Source organism: Nitrospirota bacterium, assembly GCA_040752355.1.
Taxonomy (GTDB): Bacteria; Nitrospirota; Thermodesulfovibrionia; order Thermodesulfovibrionales; family Dissulfurispiraceae; genus JBFMCP01.
Genome location: JBFMHE010000031.1, coordinates 1 through 24,946 on the forward strand (window position 1 = coordinate 1; position 24,946 = coordinate 24,946).

Below are 24,946 nucleotides of genomic sequence, written 5' to 3' on the forward strand. Positions count from 1 at the left end.
AGACAATGTGTCGTTAACGGTCGAGCTGATCGCCCCTATCGCAATGGAGAAGGAACTGAGGTTCGCTATCCGTGAGGGCGGCAGAACCGTCGGTGCCGGCGTCGTCACCGATATCATCCAGTAGGGCAGCAGGCTTTTGTAAAGCGTCGCAGGCGCGTGGTCGTTTATAGAGAGCGTAACGGAGTGAGGCAACTATGAGAGAGATAATACTGTTTCAGTGCACCGAGTGCAAGCACAAGAACTATTCGAGCATGAAGAACAAGAAGAATACGCCGGACAAGCTTCAGCTCAAGAAGTACTGCAGGAGCTGCAGGAAGCATACGCCGCACAAGGAGACCAAGGCGTAACCGGATAAATTCCAAATTCCAAGCACCGAATTCCAAATTAATTTTTGGAATTTGTGATTTGGAGTTTGGAGCTTGGTTTTAGGGATAGGCCAGTAGCTCTAACGGCTAGAGCATCGGACTCCAAATCCGAGGGCTGGGGGTTCGAATCCCTCCTGGCCTGCCATTTAACTGCAAGTGAGAAGTGAGAAGTGAGAGGGAAAAGGAGAAATCTTTATTCCTCCTTAGCTCCCGCTTCCTGCTTCTCACTTACCAAAAGGAGCGGGAATGATCCAAAGGATTAAGGCATTCTTCAGGGACGTCAAAGTGGAAGCGAAGAAGGTCAATTATCCCTCGCGGGATGAGCTGACAGGCTCCACCTGGGTGGTCATCACCGCCGTGATCGTCGCTTCATTGTTTCTGGGCGCCATTGATTTGAGTCTGGCACGAATAATCCAACTACTGGTAAGGTAAAGAGACATGAGCAAAAGCTGGTATGTGGTGCATACCTATTCCGGGTATGAGGAAAAGGTAAAGGTCTCGATAGAGGAAAAGGTCAAATTGAAAGGCCTCGAGGAGAAGATTTCCCGCATCCTCATTCCCACGGAGAAGGTGGTGGAGCTCAAGGGAAAGAGGAAGAAGGAGTCGGACAAGAAGTTTTACCCGGGCTACATCCTCGTCGAAATGGAGCTCGATGACGAGACATGGCACCTCATCAAGAACACCATGCGGGTGACCGGGTTCGTCGGCGGCACCCGGCCCGTTCCCCTTCCTGAAGAGGAGGTCGAGGTGATCCTGCAGCAGCTGGAGCGGGGGCCCGCTCCGGTGGTGAAGAGCCAGTACGAAAAGGGAGAGAATGTCCGGATCACCGACGGTCCGTTCAGCAATTTCGTCGGGTATGTCGATGAGGTCGATATGGACCATGGAAGGCTGCGGGTCATGGTCAGCATATTCGGAAGGCAGACGCCGGTTGAGCTCGCCTTCTCGCAGGTGGAAAAAGCATAGTTAGCTCATAGCTCATGGCTCATGGCGTACGGTGCCGTGCTCGCAGCTATGAGCTATCGGCTATGAGCTAAATCAGGAGGAGAGAGATGGCGAAGAAAGAGGTAGTTGCACAGGTGAAGCTCGTGATTCCCGCGGGCAAGGCGAATCCGGCGCCCCCGGTGGGTCCGGCGCTGGGACCGCACGGGATCAATATCATGGAGTTCTGCAAGCAGTTCAACGCCCAGACGCAAGCCATGGGGGACACCCTGGTTCCCGCGGTGCTGAGCATTTATAACGACCGGTCTTTTACGTTCATTTTGAAGACCCCGCCCGCGTCCGAGCTGATCAAGAAGGCGGCCGGTGTCGTGAAGGGCTCGAGCGTTCCCAACAAGGACAAGGTCGGGGCGCTCTCGGATGCCCAGGTCGAAGAGATCGCGAAGACGAAGCTTCCCGATCTGAACACCACCTCGCTCGAGGCGGCGAAGGCGATCATCAGGGGCACGGCGCGAAGCATGGGCGTGGAAATAAGGGAGTAGGAGGAACGGGACATGGGCAAGAAAATGAATGCCGTCGAAACCAAAGTTGATCTGAACCAGGAATATGCCATAGAAGAGGCGATTCAGCTCCTCAAGGAAAATACCTTCACGAAGTTCGACGAGACGGTCGACCTGGCGATCAACCTCGGCGTGGATGCGAAGAAGTCCGACCAGATGGTCCGGGGCACCGTCGTGCTCCCCTATGGGACCGGTAAGCCGGTGCGGGTGCTGGTCTTCGCAAAAGGAGAGAAGGAGAAGGAGGCGAGGGATGCCGGCGCCGATTACGTGGGCGCGGAGGATATGGTCGAGAAGATCCAGCAGGGCTGGCTCGAGTTCGACAAGGCCGTCGCTACCCCCGATCTCATGGGGCTCGTCGGAAAGCTCGGAAAGGTCCTCGGTCCCCGGGGCCTCATGCCCAACCCCAAGCTCGGCACCGTCACCTTCGATGTAGGGAAGGCGGTCAAGGAGATCAAGGCCGGCAAGGTCGAGTACAAGGTCGAAAAGGCGGGCATCGTCCATGTGCCGGTGGGCAAGGTATCCTTCGACAAGGAGAAGCTCGTGGAGAACACCATGGCGATCCTGAAATCGGTGGTCAAGGCGAAGCCCGCGGCTTCCAAAGGGAAGTACATCAGGAAGATCACGCTGTCGTCGACCATGGGACCGGGCATCAAGGTCGATGTGGGCCGCCTGAAAGTAGCATAGGAAAAAAGAAAGTAGCATAGGAAAAAAGTAGGAAGTACGAAGTAAGAAGTGAGAAGTGAGAAGTTGAAGAATAAATATAATCCGAACACTTCCCACTTTCTACTTTTTGACTTCTTACTTGATGCAGGCGTAGCCTGTATAAATACATGTCAGAGACAGCAGGTGGCGCCTCCCGATGCATCCCGGCGGAAAGGGATGCCCCGGGAGGGGCTTTAATTGGCCTTTGCGAGCTGCACGAGAGCGGCCTGCCTGCCGAGACGGTGGAAGTAGATGACCTTATCAGACTGTTCTGTTGAGTGGCTTCGCATGCCGCACCCTCAGCGCATGGAATACTCACCTCTGCCCGTCTCTGGGAAAGGAGGAAGGATCTGATTACCAAGGAGAAAAAATCACAACAGATCGCCGAGCTGACCGAGAAGTTTTCCCGGTCGAAGGCGGTGGTGTTCACCGAGTACAAGGGGTTGACCGTTGCCGAGATCTCCGACCTGAGAAAGCTCTTGAAAGAGGCCGGGGCGGAGTACAAGGTCGCCAAGAATACGCTCGTCACCATCGCTGCCAAAGGGACCCCGATAGAGTCCGCCAAGGACTCCTTTATCGGACCGACCGGCATCGCCTTCGGCTATGACGACCCCATCGCCGCTGCGAAGAAGGTCCTCGAGTTTGCCGGGAAGAACGAGAAGCTCAAGGTCAAGGGCGGTATCGTCGAGGGGAAGCTCTTCTCGACCGAGGATCTCAAAGCGGTCTCGAAGCTGCCGCCGAGAGAGGTCCTCTTGAGCATGATGGCAGGGACGTTCCAGGCGCCGCTGTCGAAGCTGGCCGGTGCGTTGAACGCCACGCTGACGCAGTTTGCCTATGCATTGAGCTCACTCAAAGACAAGAAAAGCGCATAAAGAACCTATAAGGAGGAACTATACAATGGCGGTTACCAAGGAAGAGGTGTTCACGTTTATCGACAACATGACCATTCTGGACATGTCGCAGTTCATCAAGGAGTTCGAGGAGCGGTACGGCGTTACCGCTGCCGCTCCGGTCGCCGTTGCCGCAGCGCCCGCAGGGGCTGCTCCGGCTGCTGCTGCAGAGGAGAAGACCAGCTTTGATGTCGTCCTTACTGCCGCGGGCGACAAGAAGATCCAGGTCATCAAGGTGGTCCGCGAGCTCACCGGCCTGGGCCTGAAAGAGGCCAAGGACGTGGTCGACGGTGCTCCGAAGCCGGTCAAGACCGGCGTCTCGAAGGAAGAGGCCGATTCCATCAAGGCAAAGCTCGAAGCAGAGGGAGCCGCGGTAGAAATAAAATAACGTTCCGGACGCAAGGAGTAGGAAGCGGGCGGCGGAAAACCCCCGTTTCCTGCTTCTTACTTTCTAACTTTTAAACGGAAGAAGGAGAGCTATGGCTAAGCTTTTAAGAGAAAGAGTAAACTTCGGTAAGGTTCCGTTAGTCCTGGACGTGCCGTATCTCGTGGAGTTTCAGAGGAAATCCTTCGAGAAATTCCTGCAGAAAGACGGTGACTCCGGCACGAGGGTTGATGAAGGGCTCCAGGCCGCGTTCAACAGCGTCTTCCCGATTACCGATTACAACGATACCGCCTCCATAGAATTCATTTCCTATGTCCTGGGCGAGCCGAAGCTGACCCCCCGCGAGAGCATCGTGAAGGGGCTGACCTTTGCAGCGCCGCTCAAGATCAAGGTGCGTCTCAATATCTGGGAGCGGGATGATCGGGGCAACCGGATCCTGAAGGAATCGCGCGAGCAGGAAGTCTATATCGGCGATATGCCGATCATGACCGAGACCGGAAGCTTCATCATAAATGGAACCGAGAGGGTAATCGTCAGCCAGCTGCACCGCTCTCCGGGGGTCTACTTCGCTCCCGACAAGGGCAAGACCCATGCAAGCGGCAGGCTTTTATATACAGCGCGGGCAATTCCGGCCAGGGGCTCCTGGCTCGATTTCGAGTTCGATTCGAAGGACATCCTCTATGTGCGGATCGACCGCCGGAGGAAGCTGCCGGCGACGATCGTTCTGAAGGCGCTGGGCTACTCGAATGAAGACCTGTTGAAGACATTCTATCCGGTAGAGGAAGTTAAGATAAAGGGGAAGGACAACTATACGCGGGTGGTGAGCGATGTGCTCGCCGGCGTCAGGACGAAACAGAATATCCTCGCGCCCAAGGGCGGTGAAGTCATCGTCAAGGAGGCGAGCAAGATAACGAAGGCGGCGCTCAAGAAGATGGAGGCCGCCGGGATAAAGGAGATCCCGATCCCCGCAGCCGAGATCATCGGCAGGGTTACGCTCCACGACATCGTCGACCCGGCGACGGGCGAGATCATCCTCGACGGCAACAAGGAGATCACCGAGGATATCTTCTACAAGATGCTCTCGATGAAGATCGATATCCTGCACCTGCTCTTCATCGATAACGTCAACTACCTGCCCTCGTTCCGCGAGACGCTCCTGACCGACAAGGTGACCTCGCAGGAAGAGGCGCTGAAAGAGATTTACCGCAAATTGAGACCCGGCGAGCCGGCGACCGAGGATGCGGCGCGGGAGCTTTTCAACGGCCTCTTCTTCGACCCGAAGCGGTACGACCTCTCGTCCGTGGGCCGTCTCAAGGTCAATGAAAAGCTCGGCCTCGATATCCCCCTCGACGTCAGGGTGCTCACCGACCGCGACATCGTCGAGATCGTGCGCTACCTGCTCAACCTGAGGACCGGCAAGGGCGAGGTCGACGATATCGACCACCTCGGCAACAGAAGGGTGAGGGGCATCGGCGAACTCCTCGAAAACCACTTCAGGATCGGTCTCGTCCGCATGGAGCGGGCGATCAAGGAGAAGATGACGCTCACCGAGCTCGACACGGCCATGCCGCACGACCTCATCAACGCGAAGCCGGTCATGGCTGCGGTGAAGGAGTTCTTCGGCTCGAGCCAGCTGAGCCAGTTCATGGACCAGACCAACCCGCTCTCCGAGATCACGCATAAGAGACGGCTTTCCGCCCTCGGCCCCGGCGGCCTGACCCGGGAACGGGCGGGCTTCGAGGTGCGCGACGTGCATCCGACGCACTACGGCAGAATATGCCCGATCGAGACGCCGGAAGGCCCGAATATCGGCCTCATCACCTCCCTCGCCTCCTACGCCAAGATCAACGACTTCGGCTTTATCGAGGCGCCCTACCGCAAGGTGGTGGACGGACGGGTCACCAAGGAGATCGTCTACTTCACGGCGATCGAGGGCCAGAACTATGTCATCGCCGAGGCGACCTCGCCGGCCGACAAGAAGGGCAACCTTATCGGCGAAACGGTTTCGGCGAGGGTCGGCGGCGACTTCAAGATCGTCACGCCCGAAGAAGTCCAGTACATGGATGTGTCGCCGAAGCAGATCGTGAGCGTTTCGGCGGCGCTGATCCCCTTCCTCGAGAACGATGACGCGAACAGGGCGCTCATGGGATCCAACATGCAGCGCCAGGCGGTCCCGCTGCTCGTTTCGGAGTCGCCGATCGTCGGCACCGGTATGGAGCACGCCGCGGCAAAGGACTCGGGATGGCTCGTGCTCGCCAAGCGGTCCGGCGTTGTCGAGAGCGTCGATTCGGCGCGCATCGTGGTCAGGGTCAAGGACCAGGGCGGCGTCGATATCTATAATCTCGTGAAGTTCCACCGCTCCAACCAGGGCACCTGCATGACCCAGAAGCCGATCGTCAATGTTGGAGATATCGTGGAGCAGGGCGATATCCTGGGCGATGGCCCTTCGACGGAGCTGGGAGAGCTCGCACTGGGCAAGAACGTGATCGTCGCGTTCATGCCCTGGGGCGGCTATAACTTCGAGGACGCTATCCTCATCAACGAGCGCCTGGTGAAGGACGATGTGTATACCTCCATCCATATCGAGGAGTTCGAGGTCGAAGCGCGGGACACCAAGCTCGGGCCCGAGGAGATCACGCGGGATATCCCGAACGTCGGCGAGGAAGCGCTGAAAGACCTCGACGAGAGCGGCATCATCAGGATCGGCGCCGAGGTGAAGCCCGGCGATATCCTGGTGGGCAAGGTCACCCCCAAGGGCGAGACGATGCTCACTCCCGAAGAGAAGCTGCTCCGCGCCATCTTCGGTGAAAAGGCCGAGGAGGTAAAAGAGAGCTGCCTCTATGTTCCGCCCGGCATCGAGGGCGTGGTGGTCGATGTCCGGGTCCTTTCTCGGAAGGGCATCGAAAAGGATGCCCGGACCAAGAGCATCGAAGAGGACGATATCAACAGGCTCCAGAGAGACCTCGAGGAAGAGGTCAAGATCCTCAAGGAAGAGCGGGCCGCCAAGCTCCGCCGCATTCTTGCCGGCGCGAAGCTTGAGGACGACTTCAAGGACCCCAAGACGAGGGAGCTCATCGGGCAGGCAGGCAAGAAGCTCACCGAGGGGCAGGTCGCCAAGATCAAGGACGACCACCTGTCGAGGGTAAAGCTCGCCGATCCCGAGCTCCGGGCGAAGATGGAGGAGATCAGCGGCGAGATAACCCAGTATATAAAGTACCTCGAGACGCGGTACCAGGAGCGCATCGACCGGGTGAAAAAGGGCGACGAACTGCCTCCCGGCGTCAACAAGGTCGTCAAGGCCTATATCGCGATGAAGCGGAAGATACAGGTCGGCGACAAGATGGCGGGACGCCACGGCAACAAGGGCGTCGTCTCGATGATCATGCCCGAGGAGGATATGCCCTATCTGCCCGACGGCAGGACGGTCGACATCGTGCTGAACCCCCTGGGCGTCCCCTCCCGAATGAACGTGGGCCAGATCCTCGAGATCCATCTCGGGTGGGCGGCAAAGTCCCTCGGTCTCCATGTCTCGACCCCGGTCTTCGAAGGGGCGAAGGAGAGCGAGATCAAGGACCTGCTCAAGAAGTCGGGGCTCCCGACCTCGGGGCAGATAACGCTCTTCGACGGCAAGACCGGCGAGCCGTTCCAGAGGCCGGTGACGGTGGGCTGCATGTACATGCTGAAGCTGCACCACCTCGTCGCCGACAAGATACACGCCCGCTCCATCGGCCCCTACTCGCTCGTCACCCAGCAGCCGCTCGGCGGCAAGGCCCAGTTCGGCGGCCAGAGGCTGGGAGAGATGGAAGTCTGGGCGCTCGAGGCATACGGCGCGGCGCATACGCTGCAGGAATTCCTGACCGTAAAGAGCGATGACATCAGCGGGAGATCGCGCATGTACGAGGCCATCGTCAAAGGCGACCCCGTGCTCGAGCCCGGCGTTCCCGAATCGTTCCACGTATTAATAAAAGAGCTCCAGAGCCTCGGCCTTGATGTAGAGCTCCTGGAGAAAAAGAAAAAGAGGGAGGAATAGGTGATAGAAGATATTTATGCCCTTTTCCAGAAGCCGAAGAATCCGAAGGATTTCGACGCGATACGGATCAAGCTGGCGTCGCCGGAGAAGATACGGGAGTGGTCGTACGGTGAAGTGAAGAAGCCCGAGACCATCAACTACCGTACCTTCAAGCCGGAACGGGACGGACTCTTCTGCGCCAAGATCTTCGGCCCCGTAAAGGACTGGGAGTGCCTCTGCGGCAAATACAAGAGGATGAAGCACCGCGGCGTCATCTGCGACAAGTGCGGCGTCGAGGTCATTCAGTCCAAGGTGAGAAGGGAGCGCATGGGGCATATCGAGCTCGCGACTCCCGTCGCCCATGTATGGCTCCTCCGGGGCGTTCCCAGCAGGATAGGGACGCTCCTCGACATGACCATACGCCAGTTGGAGAAGGTGCTCTACTTCGAGGAGTACGTGGTCATCGATGCCGGCGATACGCCGCTCAAGGAGAAGGAGCTGCTCTCCGAGGACGAGTACAAGAAGAAGCTCGCCGAGTACGGCAGCCGTTTCAAGGCGGGAATGGGCGCCGAGGCCATCAGGGAGCTCCTGAGAAAGGTCGATCTCGATCTGCTCGCCAAGGAGCTGAAGGAGAAGATCGATTCGGTCTCCTCCCTGGGCGTCAAGCGGCGGCTCTCGAAGCGGATCAAGACGGTCGAGGCGTTCCTCAGGTCCGAGAACAGGCCGGAGTGGATGATCCTCGATATCATTCCCGTGCTTCCCCCGGACCTGCGGCCCCTCGTTCCCCTCGACGGAGGTCGGTTCGCGACCTCCGATCTCAACGACCTCTACCGCCGCGTCATCAACCGGAACAACCGGCTGAAGCGGCTGATGGAGCTCAAGGCGCCGAGCGTCATCATCAAGAACGAGAAGAGAATGCTCCAGGAGGCGGTCGATGCGCTCTTCGACAACAGCAAGCGCTCCAAGGTCCTGAAGGCCGGCGGCAAGCGCGCGCTCAAATCCCTGAGCGATATGATCAAGGGCAAGCAGGGCCGCTTCAGGCAGAACCTGCTCGGCAAGCGCGTCGATTACTCCGGCCGTTCGGTCATCGTCGTCGGTCCCGAGCTCAAGATGAACCAGTGCGGCCTGCCGAAGCGCATGGCCCTCGAGCTCTTCAAGCCGTTCGTCTTCAACAAGCTCGAGGAGAAAGGCTACGCGACCACCATAAAACAGGCCAAGAGGCTGGTCGAGAAGGAGCGGCCCGAGGTCTGGGATGCGCTCGAGGACGTGATCACCGAGCATCCGGTGCTCCTGAACCGCGCCCCGACCCTCCACCGCCTCGGCATCCAGGCCTTCGACCCCATGCTCGTCGAGGGCAAGGCGATCAAGCTCCACCCGCTGGTCTGCACCGCCTTCAACGCCGACTTCGACGGCGACCAGATGGCGGTGCATGTGCCGCTCTCGATCGAGGCGCAGATCGAGGCGCGGGTGCTGATGCTCTCGATCAACAACCTCCTCTCGCCGGCGAACGGAAAGCCGATCGTCGTGCCGACGCAGGATATGGTCCTGGGCATCTACTACCTCACGAAACAGAAGAGGGGAGCCCGCGGCGAGGGGAAGGCCTTCGCCGACCCCGATGATGTCCGCATCGCCTATGACGCCGGCGTGGTCGATGAGCATGCGATGATCAAGGTGAGGATGGACGGCGGGTTTGTCGAGACCACGGCGGGCCGGATGCTCTTCAGCGAGATACTGCCTGACGGCATCCCCTTCTCCGCGGTCAACAAGGAGCTGACCAAGAAGGAGATCGGGAAGCTCATCGAATATATCCACAAGGTATCGGGAAAGCGGGCGACCGTTGTCTTCCTGAACAACCTCGAACGGCTCGGGTTCGGCTACGCCACGAGGTCCGGCATCTCGATCTCGATCGACGACATGCATATCCCCACCAAGAAGGCGGAGCTGATCAAGGAGGCGGAGCAGGAGGTGATGGAGGTCCAGCGGCAGTATGCCGACGGCCTGATCACCCAGGGCGAGCGGTATAACAAGGTCATCGACATCTGGGCGAACGTGACCGAAAAGGTCGCCGACGAGATGATGAAAGAGCTCGGCGCCGAGGAGGGCAAGGAGCTTACCGAGGACCAGATCAAGGAGAGCAGGTCTTTCAACAGCATCTTCATGATGGCCGATTCGGGCGCACGAGGCAGCGCCGCCCAGATCCGCCAGCTCGCCGGCATGCGAGGCCTTATGGCCAAGCCGTCGGGCGAGATCATCGAGACCCCGATCACGGCCAACTTCAGAGAGGGCCTTACGCCGCTGCAGTACTTCATCTCGACCCACGGTGCGCGCAAGGGTCTGGCCGACACCGCGCTCAAGACCGCTAACGCCGGTTATCTGACCAGGAGGCTGGTCGATGTCGCGCAGGACGTGATCCTCAACGAGATCGATTGCGGGACCCGCGAGGGGATTACCGTTGTCCCGCTCATCGAGGGCGGCGAGATCATTCAAGCCCTGGAGGAGCGGATATTCGGGAGGACCATTGCCGAGACGCTGAAAGATCCGGTGACCGGCGATATCATCGCCAACCGGAACGTCGAGGTCGACGACGAGCTGGCGAAGAAGGTCGTCGAGGCGGGCATCGACCGCGTGAAGATCCGCTCGGTCCTCACCTGCCATTCACGGGTCGGCGTCTGCGCCAAGTGCTACGGAAGAGACCTCGCCCGGGGCGGACCGATCGAGATCGGCGAGTCCATAGGGATCATCGCCGCGCAGTCCATCGGCGAGCCCGGCACGCAGCTGACGATGAGAACCTTCCATATCGGCGGCGCGGCGACGAAGGTGATCGAGCAGGCGACGCTCGAGGCGAAGAACTCGGGCTTCGTCAAGTTCATCGACGTGAGCGCCGTCAAGAACAAGGAGGGCGTGCTCATCGTCCTCAACCGTAACGCGATGATCGCGGTGGCGGACAAGTCGGGCAGGGAGAAGGAGAAGTACAACCTCGTCTACGGCGCGAGGATATTCGTCGAGGACGGCCAGAAGATCGACGCCAACCAGCGGCTGGTCGAATGGGACCCGTACTCCACCCCGATCCTGACCGAGATCGGCGGCAAGGTCGCGCTGGGCGATATCGTCGAGGGCGCTACCTTCAAGGAGGAGGTCGACGAGACCACCGGCCTCGCCCACAAGGTCGTCATCGACTACCCGGCGAACATGAGGCCGAGAATATCGATCAAGGACGAGCACGGGAGGACCGTCAAGATCCCCGGGACGAACAATCCCGCCCGGTACCTGCTTCCCGCAGGCGCTCACATCCTCGCCGACAAGGGGGATGCCATCTATCCCGGCGATATCCTCGCGAAGATACCGCGGGAGACCACCAAGACGAAGGACATCACCGGCGGTCTGCCGAGGGTCGCGGAGCTCTTCGAGGCGCGGAAGCCCAAGGAGCAGACGATCGTCAGCGAGATCGACGGTATCGTCGAGTTCAGGGGCGCCCATAAGGGAATGCGCGTGGTCGTCGTAAAGGGCGGCAGCGAATCGAGGGAGTACCTCATTCCCAAGGGCAAGCATGTCACCGTCCATGAGGGCGACTGGGTAAAGGCCGGAGAGCCGCTGATGGACGGCGCGGTGAACCCCCACAGCATCCTGGATATCCTCGGACCGAAGGAGCTCCAGAGCTATCTCGTCGACGAGGTCCAGAAGGTCTACCGCCTGCAGGGCGTCTCGATCAACGATAAGCATATCGAGGTCATCGTCCGGCAGATGATGCGGAAGATACGCATCGAGGACCCGGGCGATACGGTATTCCTGATCGGCGACGAGGTCGACAGGATGATCTTCGCCGAGGAGAACGAGCGGGTGCGCGACAACGGCGGCAGGCCGGCGCAGGGAAGACCGCTGCTCCTCGGGATCACGAAGGCGTCCCTTTCGACCGAGAGCTGGGTGTCGGCTGCGTCCTTCCAGGAGACGACCCGGGTGCTCACCGAGGCTGCGCTGAGCGGCATGGTGGACGAGCTCAGGGGCCTGAAGGAGAACGTGATCATGGGAAGGATAATCCCCGCGGGAACCGGCATGCAGCCCTACCGCGACACCTTCATCAAGGGAGATTTCTACGCCATGCAGCTCGAGCACGCCGAGGAAGCGGTGGAGTAGCAGGCGGCTGCTCTTCACTGATGGTGAAGGAACGCATGTATAACTGAACCATGAGAGCCCTGCGGCGGACGCCGCAGGGCTTTTTTTATGAACGAAGTTGCCGGAATACGGTAATTATGCATGAGCAGGCGACGGGGCATGAAGGGAACCGCTGCAAGGCATTTACCTGCGACACCTTAGATGATTTTCATATCGCCCCCGACAACAGCAAGAGGGCCTCACATGGCGGAGCCCTTGAAAATCCCCACAGATACGGTATCCTGTCGCTTTGTAAATGCCTTGCAGCGGCTCCCTTCATGCCCTGCTTCGACACAGAAGAAAGGTGCTTCCTCAGAAGCAATAACAATCATGTCTGATACCCCCCGCTTTGTCGCCGATGTCATGCTGGGGAGCCTTGCCACGTGGCTCAGGATCCTCGGGTTCGATACGCTCTATTGCAACCGCATCGATGACCGCACCCTGCTCAGGATCGCCGCGCAGGAGCAGCGTATTCTCCTCACCAGGGATACCGGCATCCCTTCCCGCAGAGGGAACAGTACGGTGGCGCTCATTCGGGCAGAGGAGGTCTTCGAGCAGCTCGCCGAGGTGCTGGCCTTCCTCCGGCAGAGCGCACGGCTGCCCTCGCTGCCCCTGCCCGCGCGCTGTCCCCGCTGCAACGGGACGCTCGAACCCGCCTCCCGGGAGGCTGTTGCAGAGAGCGTGCCGGAGCATGTCCTGCTCTCTGCCGATTCTTTTTTTCGGTGCAGGGAGTGTGGTAAAGTCTACTGGGAAGGATCGCATGCGAACCGCATCAAGAGCAAACTGAAGGAAGTGATCGCGCAGTGGGGAGCCTCAGACGGAGACTGATATTCGCGCTCATGCTCATCGTGCTGATCATCGCCTTCGGCACTGCCGGGTACATGGGCATAGAGGGCTGGGACTTTCTCGATGCCCTTTACATGACGATAATAACGCTGACGACGGTCGGTTACCGGGAGATCCATGCGCTGTCGCCGCAGGGGATCGCGTTCACGATCATGCTGATCATCGGCGGCGTCGGCACGGTCCTCTACGCCCTGAGTACCGGGGCAAAGATCGTTCTCGAAGGAGAGCTCCAGGAACTGTTCGGGAGGAGAAGAGTGGAAAAGAGGATAAAAGAACTGAAGGACCACTACATCGTCTGCGGGTTCGGCAGGATGGGAAGGATCATCTGCCGCGAGCTCAAGGAGAAGAAGGTGCGGTTCATCGTTGTCGAGAAGCAGCATGACATCGCGCAGGAGAGTGACGATCTGCTCATCATCGAGGGCGATGCAACACAGGACGATACGCTGCGGGATGCGGGCATCGAGCGCGCCAGGGGGCTGATCTCGGTGCTCCCCACCGATGCGGAGAACCTCTTCGTGGTCCTCAGCGCCCGGGGGATGAATCCCGGCCTCCTCATCGTGGCACGGGCAGGGGAGGAGGGATCGGAGCAGAAGCTGCTGAGGGCGGGAGCGAACCGCGTGATCTCGCCCTACCATATCGGCGGCCTGCGCATCGCCCACACGGTGCTGAAGCCCGCGGTCGTCGATTTTATCGAGTTCGCGACGAAGAGCGGCAACATCGACCTGCAGATGGAGGAGATTACGATAAAGGAGGGCTCGCGTCTCGTCGGGCTCAGCCTCGACGAATGCGGCATCGGCAGGGAGCTGGGCATTATCATCGTCGGGATACGGCGCGCCTCTGGTGAAATGAAGTTCAATCCGACCTTCCGCACCACCATCAAAGCAGGGGATACGCTGATCGCGCTCGGCGAGATCTCGAAGCTCGGGACCCTTGAGGAGATGGCGGGCATGAAGAAATAGCTGCGTCTGCGCCCTGCAGGGGATAGCTGAAGAGTACCTTTCTGTTGTACAATACAGGACGCGCTGAAAAGAACGAGGCGAAGAATGAGAAGCAGCCGGTAAGGCGGAGCGCAGACGCATCCATAACGAGCGGTGCGAAAAAGAAAAAGAGTGAGATTCAGGGGAGGAAAGCGAAGTGTTCAATCCGTTAACCGTTGTTGATTGGCTGATTACATGGTTCACCGAGAAGATCTCGCGCAAGGCGAGGATTCTCCTCGTAGTGTTCTTCCTGCTGTTCGTGCTCGCCGGCGGCGTCGCCGCCTATAAAGTCAACGACTATTTCGAGAACGACCCGGACGCCTGCATCATCTGCCATGTTCACGACAGTGCGAACCAGGCCTGGTCGGTGAGCGAGCACAAGAGCGTCAATTGCCACGACTGCCACCATTCGACCAAGCTCGACCAGGTCCGGCAGCTCTACCATTTCGTCTTTCTCGGCCACAAGACGATTACGCCCCGCCACGGGAAGATCATCGTCCCCAGGAAATTCTGCATGGACTGCCATTGGGAGCGCAACGAGAAGTATCCTAGCGCCAAGCTGGTGAGCTCCTCCCAATACCATATGCGGCATGTGGTGGACCATGACGTGGAGTGTACGCGGTGCCACGGCTATGTCATCCACAAGTTCGCTGCCGATGAGAAGGTCTGCTTCAGGTGCCATGAGGGGAAAGAGGTCCACGGCAAGGGCATGGAGCAGCTGCAGTGCTTCAATTGCCACACCGAGCGGCGGAAAGACCTCAGGCCCGATCGCGCCAAGTGCCTGGTGTGCCACGGCCAGGAGAGCACGCGTCAGGAGCTCCTGAAGGGCGGCACCCTGGATGTCCGCTTCTTCCAGGTCTCGGAGGCCGACATCAGGAAGGCGACCAAGATAGAGGTTCCTGCCGGCGCCCCGATGCAGTTCGATTGCTACCGGTGCCACAAGCCCCACCAGCAGGCGCGGGCCGACTGGAACGACTGCCTGAAATGCCACAGCGATGCGCCGGCCAAGGGAAAGCACGAGGTCCATATCAAGGGCATGTCGATGAAGTGCAGGGACTGCCATAAGCCTCACGGGTGGACGGTGACCGAGGAGCAGGCACGCCGCGAATGCATACGGTGCCATGAGTACAAAGACCCCCAGCGCTTCATAGGAGCGTAGGGGAGCAGAGGGGAGCGTAGAGAGTTCGGTCGGCGGGACGCCCGTGAAAAAGCCGGGGAAAAGGAAATACGGCGATGCGGTCGAGAACCTTGTTGAGCACTTCAAGGGGTTCATTCTCGCGGCGCTGGTGACCGTATTCATACTCGGCGTTACGGTGGGCTACCGCTATTACCGGTACACCCAGGAAGATCCCCAGTTCTGCGCCTCCTGCCACCTCATGGACGCAGCGGTCAGGGAGTGGCAGAAGGGAAAGCACCGGGATGTAGTCTGCCAGAGGTGCCACCAGCTGACTATCTTCGAAAAGAACCAGCTCCTGGTCGCCTTCGTGGTTGCCGGGAATAAGCCCCTGGAGCAGACCCACGGCAGGGAGAAGCCCTGGCAGGCATGCAACCGCTGCCACACCGACAGCGCAGCGCAGGGAGCGGTCACGATGACGAAGTCGTACGGCCATGCGCGGCATGTCTTCATGCAGAAGATCGCCTGCAAGGAGTGCCATAAGGGTACGGTCCACGACTTCCACGTCAATGAGCGCTCCTGCCAGGAGTGTCACCATGACAAGGGAGTCCACGGCATCGGCATGGAGGCGTTCTCATGCCTCAAGTGCCACTCCTTCTCCGAAAAGACGCCGTCGATGGTCCCCAAGGACCGGTGCATCAAATGCCATGCCGCTATCCCCCGGAAAGGACCGATGTCGGGTCTCCTCTGCCATCAGTGCCACCGGCCGCACGGGAAGATAAATCCCACTCCGGCGACCTGCGTGAGCGAGTGCCACCGCAACGAGACGGCGGTGGGGCAGCACGGGCGCCATCTCAGTAAAGGATTGCACTGCATGTATTGCCACCGGCCGCATACCTGGACCGTGGGCGAGGAGCGGGCGAAGTCCCTCTGCAGCGAGTGCCACGCCTTCAGAAAGCCGGAGAGCTTCATTTACTGAATCGAGTACTGAATCGAGCCTTTTTGAATTTTTCTCCTCGTGACGGTTATAACGGTTATAATAGAGCTTGTTGTCATGCCCGCTCCTCGTTCCTTTGCTCTCCTGTTGCGTGCAGCCCCGTCCCATTTTGCAGTGGTGCAAAGGCTTGAGCGCTTTTTGCAGAAGTGCAAAGTTCTTCATTTTTAAAATAAGTTATAATACAAATGGTTGTTTGGTGGCACAAAATGTGCAATATAACTTGGTGAAGAGCAGATGAAGAGTAATTGTTTATCGGTCAATTGCGCTGAGCATATCTTTAAACAACCATAATGGAGGAGGTAGCGGTATGAAGACAAAGATGCAGAAGGTAAGGATGGGGACAAAGATCGGGGCGGCGGTCGGGGGGCTGGCGTTTCTCTTCTTCGGGCTCATTCCGGGATTCTATTTCGGGAGCTACGGCTCGCTGCTCGTCATGAAGCATCTGCTGGGGCATTCTGTCGAGCCGTCGCTGCTGGTGAGGATGGTGGTCGCCGTCGGCAGTGTGCTCGGCATTGTCAGCACCGGGTCGGTGAGCATCGTTATCGGGTCGATACTCGGGACGGTCGGAGGCTATGCGGTAGCCGCTGTCACCGAGCCTGCGGCAGCCGCCAAGCCTGCGGGGAGCGAGGTCAAGGTCCGGTAGTCCCGCAGCCGAACGCTACGGTTATAACGGGGAGAGGGCGCGCACTGCCTCTCCCCGTTTTTTTCGCCCCGGTTGCACCCGTGAGCGGCAAGCAGTATCGAAGTTTCGCAGGTCATAAGTATTTACAAAGAATCCTCTCTTTAGGTATCATTAGTAGCTGTAGCCCGCGAGCAGCCACTTATCCGTTATAAATAACACTATGATGAAGGAGGTCTGATGAGAAGGTTTCTGGCGGTAGTATTCTTATTGTTTCCGCTGCTGTGCCTCTCCGGTGCGGCATACGCCGATACCTTTGCCTGCCTTGCCTGCCATAGCGCGATGAAGGGCAAGGTCAGGACAGAGAAGGGAGCCCTTGTCGACGTCAATGTAGACGGAAACCGGTATGCGAGCTCGGTGCATGGGAGCCTCGATTGCGTCGCCTGCCACAAACAGTTCAGCGCGAACCCGCATGCCCCGGTCCAGGCAGGCGGGGTTCCCGGCGCCGTCGGGGCGCTGGCGAGCAGGCTCACCCAGAAGGCGAAGGCCGATCCCGTCGCCCAGGCTGCATGCGCCGATTGCCACAGCGATATCTACAAGGCGTGGCAGAACAGCGCTCACGGCAGGAATATCATCGATAAGAAGCAGGCGGACGGTCCGCTCTGTACCGACTGCCACGGCTCGCCGCACTATATCACTCCCAAGGGCACGGCGACCTCGCCGGTGAGCTACAAGAACATCGTGGAGACCTGCGGCACATGCCACGAGCAGGAGTCGCTCGCCAAAAAATACAACTTCAGCACGCATATTCTCGAAAGCTATTATGCGAGCTTCCACGGGAAGAAATATGTCATCGGCCACCAGAATGCCCCCACCTGCGTCAGCTGCCACGGCGCCCATGAAGTGATGGAATGGGATCACCCGAAGTCGCCGGTGGCCTGGGAGAACAGGACCACGACCTGCGGCACATGCCATCCCGGCGCAACGAAGAAGTTCGTCACCGCCATAAGCCATCAGCCGCTCGGAAAGGACAATCCCATCCCCTACTACTTCGAGAAGGGGCTTATCGTGCTCCTGCTGGGAGTCTTCACCTTCATAACGGGGCACGTCGTCCTCGAGGCATATTCGGAGATCAGGGATAAAGTTTTCAGGAAGGGCAAGGAGGACCGCCATGAGTAGAGAGATCCCGAAGGAGTACCTTCGTTTCAACCTGACCGAAAGAATACAGCACGTGATCATGTTCGTCACCTTCCTCCTGCTCACCTTTACCGGATGGGCGCTGAAATATCCCGAGCAGACGGTCGAGCACTCGAGCTGGCTGGTGCAGATATGGGGCGGCGCGAAGAACGCCGGCATCGTCCATCGCGCAGCGGGCATCACCATGCTGCTCGACTTCGTCTGGCATGTGGCGTATCTCGCCTATATGCTCGGCACGGGCAAGATGAAGCTGCGCTGGAATACCACCATCATCCCGACGCCGAAGGATGTGACCGATGCGGTCCAGAACATCCTCTATTTCGTCGGCCTGAGCAAGACGAAGCCGAAGTTCGGCAGGTTCAGCTATATCCACAAGTTCGACTACTGGGCGGTCTTCTGGGGCATGGGGATCATCGGGCTGTCGGGGCTCTTCCTCGCCTTTCCCGTATGGGCGTCCACCTTCTTCCCGGCATGGAGCGCCAACTGGATATGGGATGTGCTCTCGATCATGCACAGCGACGAGGCCCTGCTGGCGATCGTCTTCATCCTCTTCTGGCACTTCTACAACGAGCACCTGCGCTACAACAAGTTCCCCATGAGCATGACCTGGATTACCGGGAAGATCCCGATCGAGGATATGAAACACGAGCATCCCCTGGAGTATGAGATCGAGTTCGGGGATGGCAAAGGGGTCAATAAATGAGATGGCTGGTGCTGGTCTCGATGAGTCTGCTGATATTCGGCTGCTCCCCGGCGAAGGTGGAGCACGCGGCAACGGCGGAGGCCGAGAAGGAGCCCGAGAAGGTCGTTACCCGCGATGAGGCGATCAAGAGCCTGCCGTGCTTCCAGTGCCATGCCTACGAGAAGTTTTCGGCCCCGCCGCGGAAAGGGGTCTTCTCGCACCGGCTGCATCTCGATTCGGGGTACCACTGCAACCAGTGCCACGACTTCCAGGGGCACCAGCATATAACGGTGCGGAGAGACGTCTGCGGCAATTGCCATAGCATCAAGGCGATCGCCTTCAACAAGACGGCGTTCCCCTCGCGCTTTAACCACGAGTCTCACGCAAAGACGTTCAGCTGCCGCGAGTGCCATCCCGGCGTCTTCCTCATGAAGACGGGAGCTGCCGAGGTCACGATGAAGGACATCTACAACGGCGCTTACTGCGGCGCCTGCCACGACGGCAAGAAGGCCTTTTCCGCCAATGAGTGCGATAAGTGCCACGCCGTGAAGGGGTTCAACAAGGAGCTGACGTACAAGGTCGAGGGCATCGGCGACGTCGCATTCAGCCATAAGTTCCATACCAGTGCGTTCGGCTGCAGCGACTGTCATCCGAAGCTCTTCGAGATGAAGAAGACCCAGGGCAGGATGAAGATGGAGCCCATGGAGAAAGGGAAGCTCTGCGGCGCCTGCCACAATAACCAGATCGCCTTCCCAGTCTCCGATTGCGCCCGATGCCATAAGAGTTGAACCGGAACCCTGCAAAAAGCCGGGAGCGTGTATCGCGCTCCCGGCTTTTTTTAGTGCTGCGAGAGGCCGCTCTCCGCGGGCAGAGGGGGCGTTATTTCGGAATCGTGAAGATGAAGTTCGGGTGGTTATCCCATGTGTTCTCGCACCACATGTCTCCCCCGTGCTTTGCTATGAGATCGCGGCTGATCGTGAGGCCGAGGCCGGTGCTGTCCTTGCTCTCGAAGCGCTCGAATATCCGGGTGCGGTTTTCATCCGACACCGGGGGCCCGCTGTTGTAGACATTGAGCCGGTAGTGATCGCCCCTGTCTTCGAACCCGAAGGCGATATAGCCCGAAACCGCATAGCGTATGGCGTTGCGGATCAGGTTGCGGTAGACGATGCGGACCCAGTGGGCGTTCGCTTTTATGATGATCCTGTTGCCCGGAATCGCTCCCAGGCTGTTGTCGATCCTGATCCTGTTCTCTTCGATCTCCGAAGCGAATTCGTCGAGGAGCGGATCGATGATGTCCTGCCGGAGGTCGAGGTACTCCTTTTCCGGCATCTTCGCGTTCATGATGGATGACCGGCAGAGGTATTCGCTGACGATCTTCTCGAGGTGGTGTATCCTGGCGGAAATATCCGAAAGGGTGACTTTGACACTCTCGTCGATCGTGCCGAACGCGCCGCGGGTGAGGAGCTTTATCGTGCTCCCGATCGCGACGAGCGGCCCGCGGATATCGTGCGAGGCGATGCTCAGCATATCGAGGATGTGCCGCTCCCGCTCGATGCGTTCGGTCACGTCCCGGCAGACCCCCATGATGCCGACCGTTTCGCCTCGCGCATCCCTCCAGGGGACTTTCGTGACCGAGAGCCACAGCTCTTTCCCCTGAGGGCAGGTCCTCCGCTCTATCTTGTCTTTGACCGGGATGCCGGTATCCATGATCCTCTTGTCTTCGAGCAGCAGCGCTTCGGCCTGGTCGGGCGGCAGGAAGTCGGAGTCCGTCTTGCCGATCATATCGTCGATTGACGTGCTGGCATAGACAGCGCACGTATTGCTGACGGCAACGAACCTGCACTGCAGGTCTTTGAAATAGATGAAATCGGGAATGCCGCGCATGAGCGCTTCCATCAGCTCGGCGCATGCACTCGGACTTCCCCCCACGGGACCTCCCCCCATTGGTGTGTGCGGTGACGACATTGAAGAGAATAATAATCCGATTCTCCGCAGAAGTCAAGCCAATTTAGAAATATCTCGTCCGGAAAAACTCGTTCGGGGGAGGAGGGGGTATAACCCTCAAAGCTTGTTGAGATTCGAGGCAGAACATGCTATTTTAACTGTATTTATAGTAATCGTGTAAGAGCACAGAACGAGTACGATCAGAAATAAACCTGATGGGTGGACAAGGAGGAAGGCATGGCTCTGATTCCGGACCTGGATTTTTCGAAATCTGCGTATCATGTGCATTGGCATGTTCTGATTACTCATTTCCCGATATCGTTCTACGTTGCTGCCTTCGGCTTTCAGATACTGCATCTTTTCACCAAGCCGGATTGTTTTGAAGAGGCTACCAATGTAGCGCTGATTGCCGGAACCGTTGTGATGATACCCACCACCGTGAGCGGCTGGCGGACCTGGAAGACCCGCTACCAGGGCGCTTGCGTTCCGCTCTTTCAACGGAAGATCGTGATCGCCTTCATTATGCTGGGCCTGAGCTTGGCCCTGTCGGTCTGGCGCGTGGTCTCCCTTGATGACTTCATAAACACCCGCACTAGTACGGCGCATTGGGTGTACCTCATCGGCAATATACTTTTGATGGCGGGAGCTTCTGTAGAAGGGTATTATGGAGGGCGGCTCAACCACCCGTGAGGAGTGCGGATGCACGCTGCGAAACGTTCGGTATAATAAAGTGTCTCAACCAGGAGAGAGGGACGTGCCTAGTGCAGTGAGCGGTGGCAGGCGCTCAGAAGAGTGGGAAAGGGGCAGGTCGTGACATTCTCTCCATTCTTCTGGTATGTTATCTCTGTGCTGATGAGGGAAGTGCCGGAAATAGTGTAGGGCGTAGCGCTTTCAGCCGCACAGCAATTGTATAGTCGAATGGCCGCCGATTTTTTTCAGCCGATCATATGTAATGCTTACGGTTCCAGAATGATCGCCCCGCTGATTGTTGCAGGGACAGCAGCCGCGTACGCTGTCGCCTTTACTCCTTTGTATCGCACCGTCGGCGAGGTGGCCACGGCTCTAGTCTTGTTCCCCGTCGCATCAGCGGGGATGCTCGCCGGATGGCGCGGCGGGCTTGCCGCAGCCTTCGCCTGCATCCTCCTGAACGCCCTCCTGTTCTCCTGGGTCGCAGAGGACGGTATGACAGCGCATCTGCGGCTCTGGCCGGGGATGGTCGTCACGCTTCTCGTCGGCGCGATGACCGGCGAGCTCAGCGGGCTTCTCAAAACGGTGCGGAGGAGAGCGGCAGAAGAACGGGCCAGGAACGGCGCATTCCTCAACAGCGTGCTCGACGGCATTCAAGACGGCATGTGCGTGGTTGATACCGACCTGACCGTCATTCTCGTGAACAAGACCGTAGAGCGATGGTATGCGCATAAGCTGCCGATACCTCCCCGGTCCAGGAAGTGCTATGAGGTGTTCCACGACCGTGCGGAGCCCTGTGAGCGCTGTCCCTCTCGCAGGACGATCGAGAGCGGGGAACCGCACGTGGAGGTCGTCGAGCACCGGTCCGATAAGGGGCACAGCTGGTGGGCTGAGGTGTATACGTTCCCGCTCCGCGACAGCAGCGGCACGCTTGTGGGAGTTATCGAGTACGGTCGTGATATTACCGAGCGCAAACGCATGGAAAGAGAGCTGCTCCTCGCCGAGGAGCGGAAACTGCGCACTGTAGGGCGGGACCTGCATGACGGTATAGGGCAGCTCCTCACCGCTCTCGCACTCAAGACGAGAGTCCTAGAGCGGCGATGGGAACAGTGCTCCCTTCCGGAATCCGAGCACCTGTCCGAGATCGCCGCGATCATCGAACAGGCGAAAGGACAGGTCAGGAGCCTGTCAAAGAGTCTTCTGTCTGCATCCGTCGAGGAGGAAGGGCTCGCTGCGGCCCTCGGTGAGCTCGCCGCTACCACCGAGAAGCTCTTCGGGATCCCGTGCAGGTTCACCTGCGACGGACAACGACTCACCATCGATGCCGGTGCAGCGGGACATCTTTACCGGATCGCCCAGGAGGCGGTGACGAACGCCGTGCGGCACGCGTCGCCGCAAGAGATCGATATCTCCTTGATCGCAGTACAGGGAGCGGTGTTCCTGACCGTGCGGGACGACGGCGCCGGCATTGCCGAAAGCGCCGGACAGGGCGGCGGCATGGGTTTGAAGATCATGCAGTATCGCGCCGGGGTCATCGGCGCATCGCTTTCGGTCTATAGCACTTCTCCCCGGGGAACGCTTGTACGATGCACCCGTCATGATTTGAAGCGGGTTCGGCAATAATGCGTGCATGCCCGCCTCGGTCGGGCGACGCGCAATTCCTTGCATGGAGGTGATCAAGTGCATACCGTCTTCATCGTTGATGACCATCCTCTCGTCAGCCAGGCGCTCGCCCAGCTGATCGACCAGGAGCCCGACCTCACGGCACGGGGAAGCGCGGGGACCATCCGGGGAGCGCTTGACGGCATTGCGGAATGCAGGCCCGACTGTGCCATTATCGATATCTCTCTCGGCGACAGCAGCGGACTGAAGCTTATCGAGGACCTTGCGCAGCATTTCCCTTTCCTGAATATCCTGGTGCTCTCGATGCATGAGGAGTCGTTGTACGCCGAACGATGCCTGGAAGCCGGGGCAAAAGGGTACATCATGAAAAAAGAGCGGCCCGAAAAGATCATCACCGCCCTGCGGCGTATCGCCTCGGGAGGCGTTTACGTCAGCGATGAGCTCGGCGCGCAGCTGCTGCAGCGGTTTGCCGGGAAGCAGCATGCGAAAGACCGCTCCCGGCTCGAGAGCCTGAGCTCCCGTGAGCTCGAGGTTTTCCAGCTCATCGGACAGGGGCTCTCGCCGGGTGCGATCGCAAAGCAGCTGAACCTGAGCATCAAGACCATCGAGACCCATGTCGGACACATCAGGACAAAGATGGGCCTGAAAAGCTCCCGTGAGCTCCTGCTCCACGCTGTCCATCATAGCATGAGGAACACCGCCCTGTAGGGGGCCGTCTCTTGCGCGGCGCCTCCTGCGCTGCATCCGGTGATCTGCTCTCTCGCATCTTGCCTTCCTGGCTATAGGGAAATCCCCTATTTTGCAGCCGGGATATCCCTGAGCTGAAAAACAGGGAGTCCCCGATACGAAGCCTCCTTGTTTTTTCCGACAAAAGGATGTGTGCAATTTTGCACTGACGACGCTCGGTACAAAGGAGCGACCGAAGTCATATCCTCAGAGGAGGGCAGCAATGAACTGGTTCAACAACTTGAAGGTGAGGACGAGGCTATTGTCCGCATTTCTGATCATGTCGTTCATTACAGCGGCGATCGGTTTCATGGGCATCAGGAACATGTCTGCAATCAATGATATGGCGGATACGATGTACGAAAGGGAGTTGCTCGGCCTCTCGTATGTCAAAGAGGCAAATATCAATCTGCTGTATGCAACCCGGGCAGAGAAGAACCTCCTGCTTTCCAGCTCGGAAAAGGACCGCCAGCAGCGCATAGAAAACATTGCCAAGTACAACGGCTGGATGATGGAAAACCTCAACAAGGCAAGGCCGCTCTTCAGCTCGGAAAAGGCGAAGCAGCAGTTCGAGCTCATCATGCAGGCACAGCAGGAGTTCGACCGGATTCAGAAGCAGATCATCGAAGCGGCTATAAAAGAGGGGCTCCAGGACAGGAGAGCCTCTGTCGACCTTTCAATGGGAGCGGCACGGGAAAAGCTCAATGTGCTCGATAATGCCATGACCGAGCTGTCGAAGATCAAAGAAGAGAATGCAAAGGAATACTCAGCTGCGACAACGGAGCTGTACAAGAGCAGTCGCCTGTTCATGATCCTTCTTGTTGTGGGCAGTATCTGTCTCGGCGTCGTTATGGGCGTGCTCATTACCTTGGGGCTCACCAAACAGCTGGGGGGAGAGCCGGGCTACATTGCCGATCTCGCCCGGAACATCAGCGAGGGCAACCTCACGATGAAGCTGGAATCCACCGGCAAGGAGACCGGCGTTTATCTTGCCATGAAGAATATGGTGGAGAGGTTAAAGGAAATTGTTACTGATGTAAAAGCCGCAGCCGACAATGTGGCTTCGGGCAGCCAGGAGCTGAGTGCGAGCGCGGAGCAGATGTCGCAGGGCGCCACCGAGCAGGCCGCCGCAGCCGAAGAGGCCTCCTCCTCGATGGAAGAGATGTCCTCCAATATCCGGCAGAACGCGGACAATGCGCAGCAGACCGAAAAGATCGCCCAGAAGTCAGCCAAGGATGCCCAGGACAGCGGCACGGCGGTCTCCGAGGCGGTCACTGCCATGAGGGACATAGCCTCGAAGATCTCGATCATCGAAGAGATAGCGCGCCAGACCAACCTGCTGGCACTGAACGCAGCCATCGAGGCTGCCCGTGCAGGGGAGCACGGAAAAGGCTTTGCCGTAGTCGCCTCAGAGGTGAGGAAACTGGCCGAGCGGAGCCAGACCGCGGCAGGGGAGATCAGCCAATTGTCGGGCTCCAGTGTTCAGGTGGCGGAGGCAGCCGGCGAGATGCTCCAGAAGCTGGTCCCCGACATCCAGA

At 58.8% G+C, this 24,946-nt stretch carries 23 protein-coding genes and 1 tRNA gene; 23 read left to right on the forward strand and 1 reads right to left on the reverse strand.

Features of this window, described 5'->3' with window-relative positions:
• The 19 genes from AB1805_16220 to AB1805_16310 form a co-directional block, all read left to right on the forward strand.
• Positions 1-124 (forward strand): elongation factor Tu (locus tag AB1805_16220; GenBank protein ID MEW5746976.1); only part of this gene is annotated, 124 nt, incomplete at its 5' end.
• Positions 125-194: 70 nt separating this feature from the next.
• Positions 195-347, forward strand: coding sequence for a 50S ribosomal protein L33 (gene rpmG, locus AB1805_16225; protein MEW5746977.1), 153 nt, complete (start codon positions 195-197; stop codon positions 345-347).
• Between the two features lie 86 nt (positions 348-433).
• A tRNA-Trp gene (locus AB1805_16230) sits at positions 434-510 on the forward strand.
• A gap of 101 nt (positions 511-611) precedes the next feature.
• The gene (gene secE, locus AB1805_16235) at positions 612-797 is read left to right on the forward strand and encodes a preprotein translocase subunit SecE (protein MEW5746978.1); all 186 of its coding nucleotides are present in this window, start codon (positions 612-614) and stop codon (positions 795-797) included.
• A 6-nt stretch (positions 798-803) separates the two neighbouring features.
• Positions 804-1,328, forward strand: a complete 525-nt coding sequence (gene nusG / locus AB1805_16240) for a transcription termination/antitermination protein NusG (protein ID MEW5746979.1) — start codon at positions 804-806, stop codon at positions 1,326-1,328.
• Positions 1,329-1,414: 86 nt separating this feature from the next.
• Positions 1,415-1,843, forward strand: a complete 429-nt coding sequence (gene rplK / locus AB1805_16245) for a 50S ribosomal protein L11 (GenBank protein ID MEW5746980.1) — start codon at positions 1,415-1,417, stop codon at positions 1,841-1,843.
• Positions 1,844-1,855: 12 nt separating this feature from the next.
• Positions 1,856-2,545, forward strand: a complete 690-nt coding sequence (gene rplA / locus AB1805_16250) for a 50S ribosomal protein L1 (GenBank protein MEW5746981.1) — start codon at positions 1,856-1,858, stop codon at positions 2,543-2,545.
• Positions 2,546-2,841: 296 nt separating this feature from the next.
• On the forward strand, positions 2,842-3,435 hold the full coding sequence (gene rplJ / locus AB1805_16255) for a 50S ribosomal protein L10 (GenBank protein MEW5746982.1): 594 nt from the start codon (positions 2,842-2,844) through the stop codon (positions 3,433-3,435).
• A gap of 25 nt (positions 3,436-3,460) precedes the next feature.
• Positions 3,461-3,841, forward strand: coding sequence for a 50S ribosomal protein L7/L12 (gene rplL / locus AB1805_16260; protein MEW5746983.1), 381 nt, complete (start codon positions 3,461-3,463; stop codon positions 3,839-3,841).
• Positions 3,842-3,932: 91 nt separating this feature from the next.
• Positions 3,933-7,868, forward strand: coding sequence for a DNA-directed RNA polymerase subunit beta (gene rpoB / locus AB1805_16265; protein MEW5746984.1), 3,936 nt, complete (start codon positions 3,933-3,935; stop codon positions 7,866-7,868).
• A gap of 3 nt (positions 7,869-7,871) precedes the next feature.
• The gene (gene rpoC / locus AB1805_16270) at positions 7,872-11,978 is read left to right on the forward strand and encodes a DNA-directed RNA polymerase subunit beta' (GenBank protein MEW5746985.1); all 4,107 of its coding nucleotides are present in this window, start codon (positions 7,872-7,874) and stop codon (positions 11,976-11,978) included.
• A gap of 348 nt (positions 11,979-12,326) precedes the next feature.
• Positions 12,327-12,824 carry a Mut7-C RNAse domain-containing protein gene (locus AB1805_16275; GenBank protein MEW5746986.1) on the forward strand — a complete coding sequence of 166 codons (498 nt, stop codon included), beginning with the start codon at positions 12,327-12,329 and terminating at the stop codon, positions 12,822-12,824.
• Positions 12,800-13,801, forward strand: a complete 1,002-nt coding sequence (locus tag AB1805_16280) for a potassium channel protein (protein MEW5746987.1) — start codon at positions 12,800-12,802, stop codon at positions 13,799-13,801. The genes AB1805_16275 and AB1805_16280 overlap by 25 nt, the downstream gene beginning before the upstream one ends.
• 175 nt (positions 13,802-13,976) lie before the next feature.
• Positions 13,977-14,978 (forward strand): cytochrome c3 family protein, encoded by a 1,002-nt coding sequence (locus AB1805_16285; protein ID MEW5746988.1) that lies wholly within the window; start codon positions 13,977-13,979, stop codon positions 14,976-14,978.
• 43 nt (positions 14,979-15,021) lie between these two features.
• Positions 15,022-15,912 carry a hypothetical protein gene (locus AB1805_16290; protein ID MEW5746989.1) on the forward strand — a complete coding sequence of 297 codons (891 nt, stop codon included), beginning with the start codon at positions 15,022-15,024 and terminating at the stop codon, positions 15,910-15,912.
• 325 nt (positions 15,913-16,237) lie between these two features.
• Positions 16,238-16,573, forward strand: coding sequence for a hypothetical protein (locus tag AB1805_16295; protein MEW5746990.1), 336 nt, complete (start codon positions 16,238-16,240; stop codon positions 16,571-16,573).
• 216 nt (positions 16,574-16,789) lie between these two features.
• Entirely contained in the window at positions 16,790-17,728 is a 939-nt protein-coding gene (locus tag AB1805_16300) for a cytochrome c3 family protein (GenBank protein MEW5746991.1), read from the forward strand.
• On the forward strand, positions 17,721-18,449 hold the full coding sequence (locus AB1805_16305; GenBank protein ID MEW5746992.1) for a cytochrome b/b6 domain-containing protein: 729 nt from the start codon (positions 17,721-17,723) through the stop codon (positions 18,447-18,449). Before AB1805_16300 ends, AB1805_16305 begins: the two co-directional genes overlap by 8 nt.
• Entirely contained in the window at positions 18,446-19,216 is a 771-nt protein-coding gene (locus AB1805_16310) for a c(7)-type cytochrome triheme domain-containing protein (protein MEW5746993.1), read from the forward strand. The genes AB1805_16305 and AB1805_16310 overlap by 4 nt, the downstream gene beginning before the upstream one ends.
• A gap of 91 nt (positions 19,217-19,307) precedes the next feature.
• On the opposite strand, the gene AB1805_16315 is transcribed toward AB1805_16310, so the two are convergent.
• Positions 19,308-20,357 (reverse strand): PAS domain-containing sensor histidine kinase, encoded by a 1,050-nt coding sequence (locus AB1805_16315; GenBank protein MEW5746994.1) that lies wholly within the window; start codon positions 20,355-20,357, stop codon positions 19,308-19,310.
• 252 nt (positions 20,358-20,609) lie between these two features.
• On the opposite strand from AB1805_16315, the gene AB1805_16320 reads away from it, so the two are divergent.
• The 4 genes from AB1805_16320 to AB1805_16335 form a co-directional block, all read left to right on the forward strand.
• Positions 20,610-21,062, forward strand: a complete 453-nt coding sequence (locus tag AB1805_16320) for a DUF2231 domain-containing protein (protein ID MEW5746995.1) — start codon at positions 20,610-20,612, stop codon at positions 21,060-21,062.
• Positions 21,063-21,341: 279 nt separating this feature from the next.
• A complete protein-coding gene (locus tag AB1805_16325) occupies positions 21,342-22,682 on the forward strand; it encodes a PAS domain-containing protein (GenBank protein ID MEW5746996.1) in 1,341 nt (446 codons plus the stop codon).
• A gap of 57 nt (positions 22,683-22,739) precedes the next feature.
• Positions 22,740-23,390 carry a response regulator transcription factor gene (locus AB1805_16330; protein MEW5746997.1) on the forward strand — a complete coding sequence of 217 codons (651 nt, stop codon included), beginning with the start codon at positions 22,740-22,742 and terminating at the stop codon, positions 23,388-23,390.
• A gap of 241 nt (positions 23,391-23,631) precedes the next feature.
• Positions 23,632-24,946: methyl-accepting chemotaxis protein (locus AB1805_16335; protein ID MEW5746998.1), on the forward strand; the 1,315-nt coding region annotated here is incomplete at its 3' end.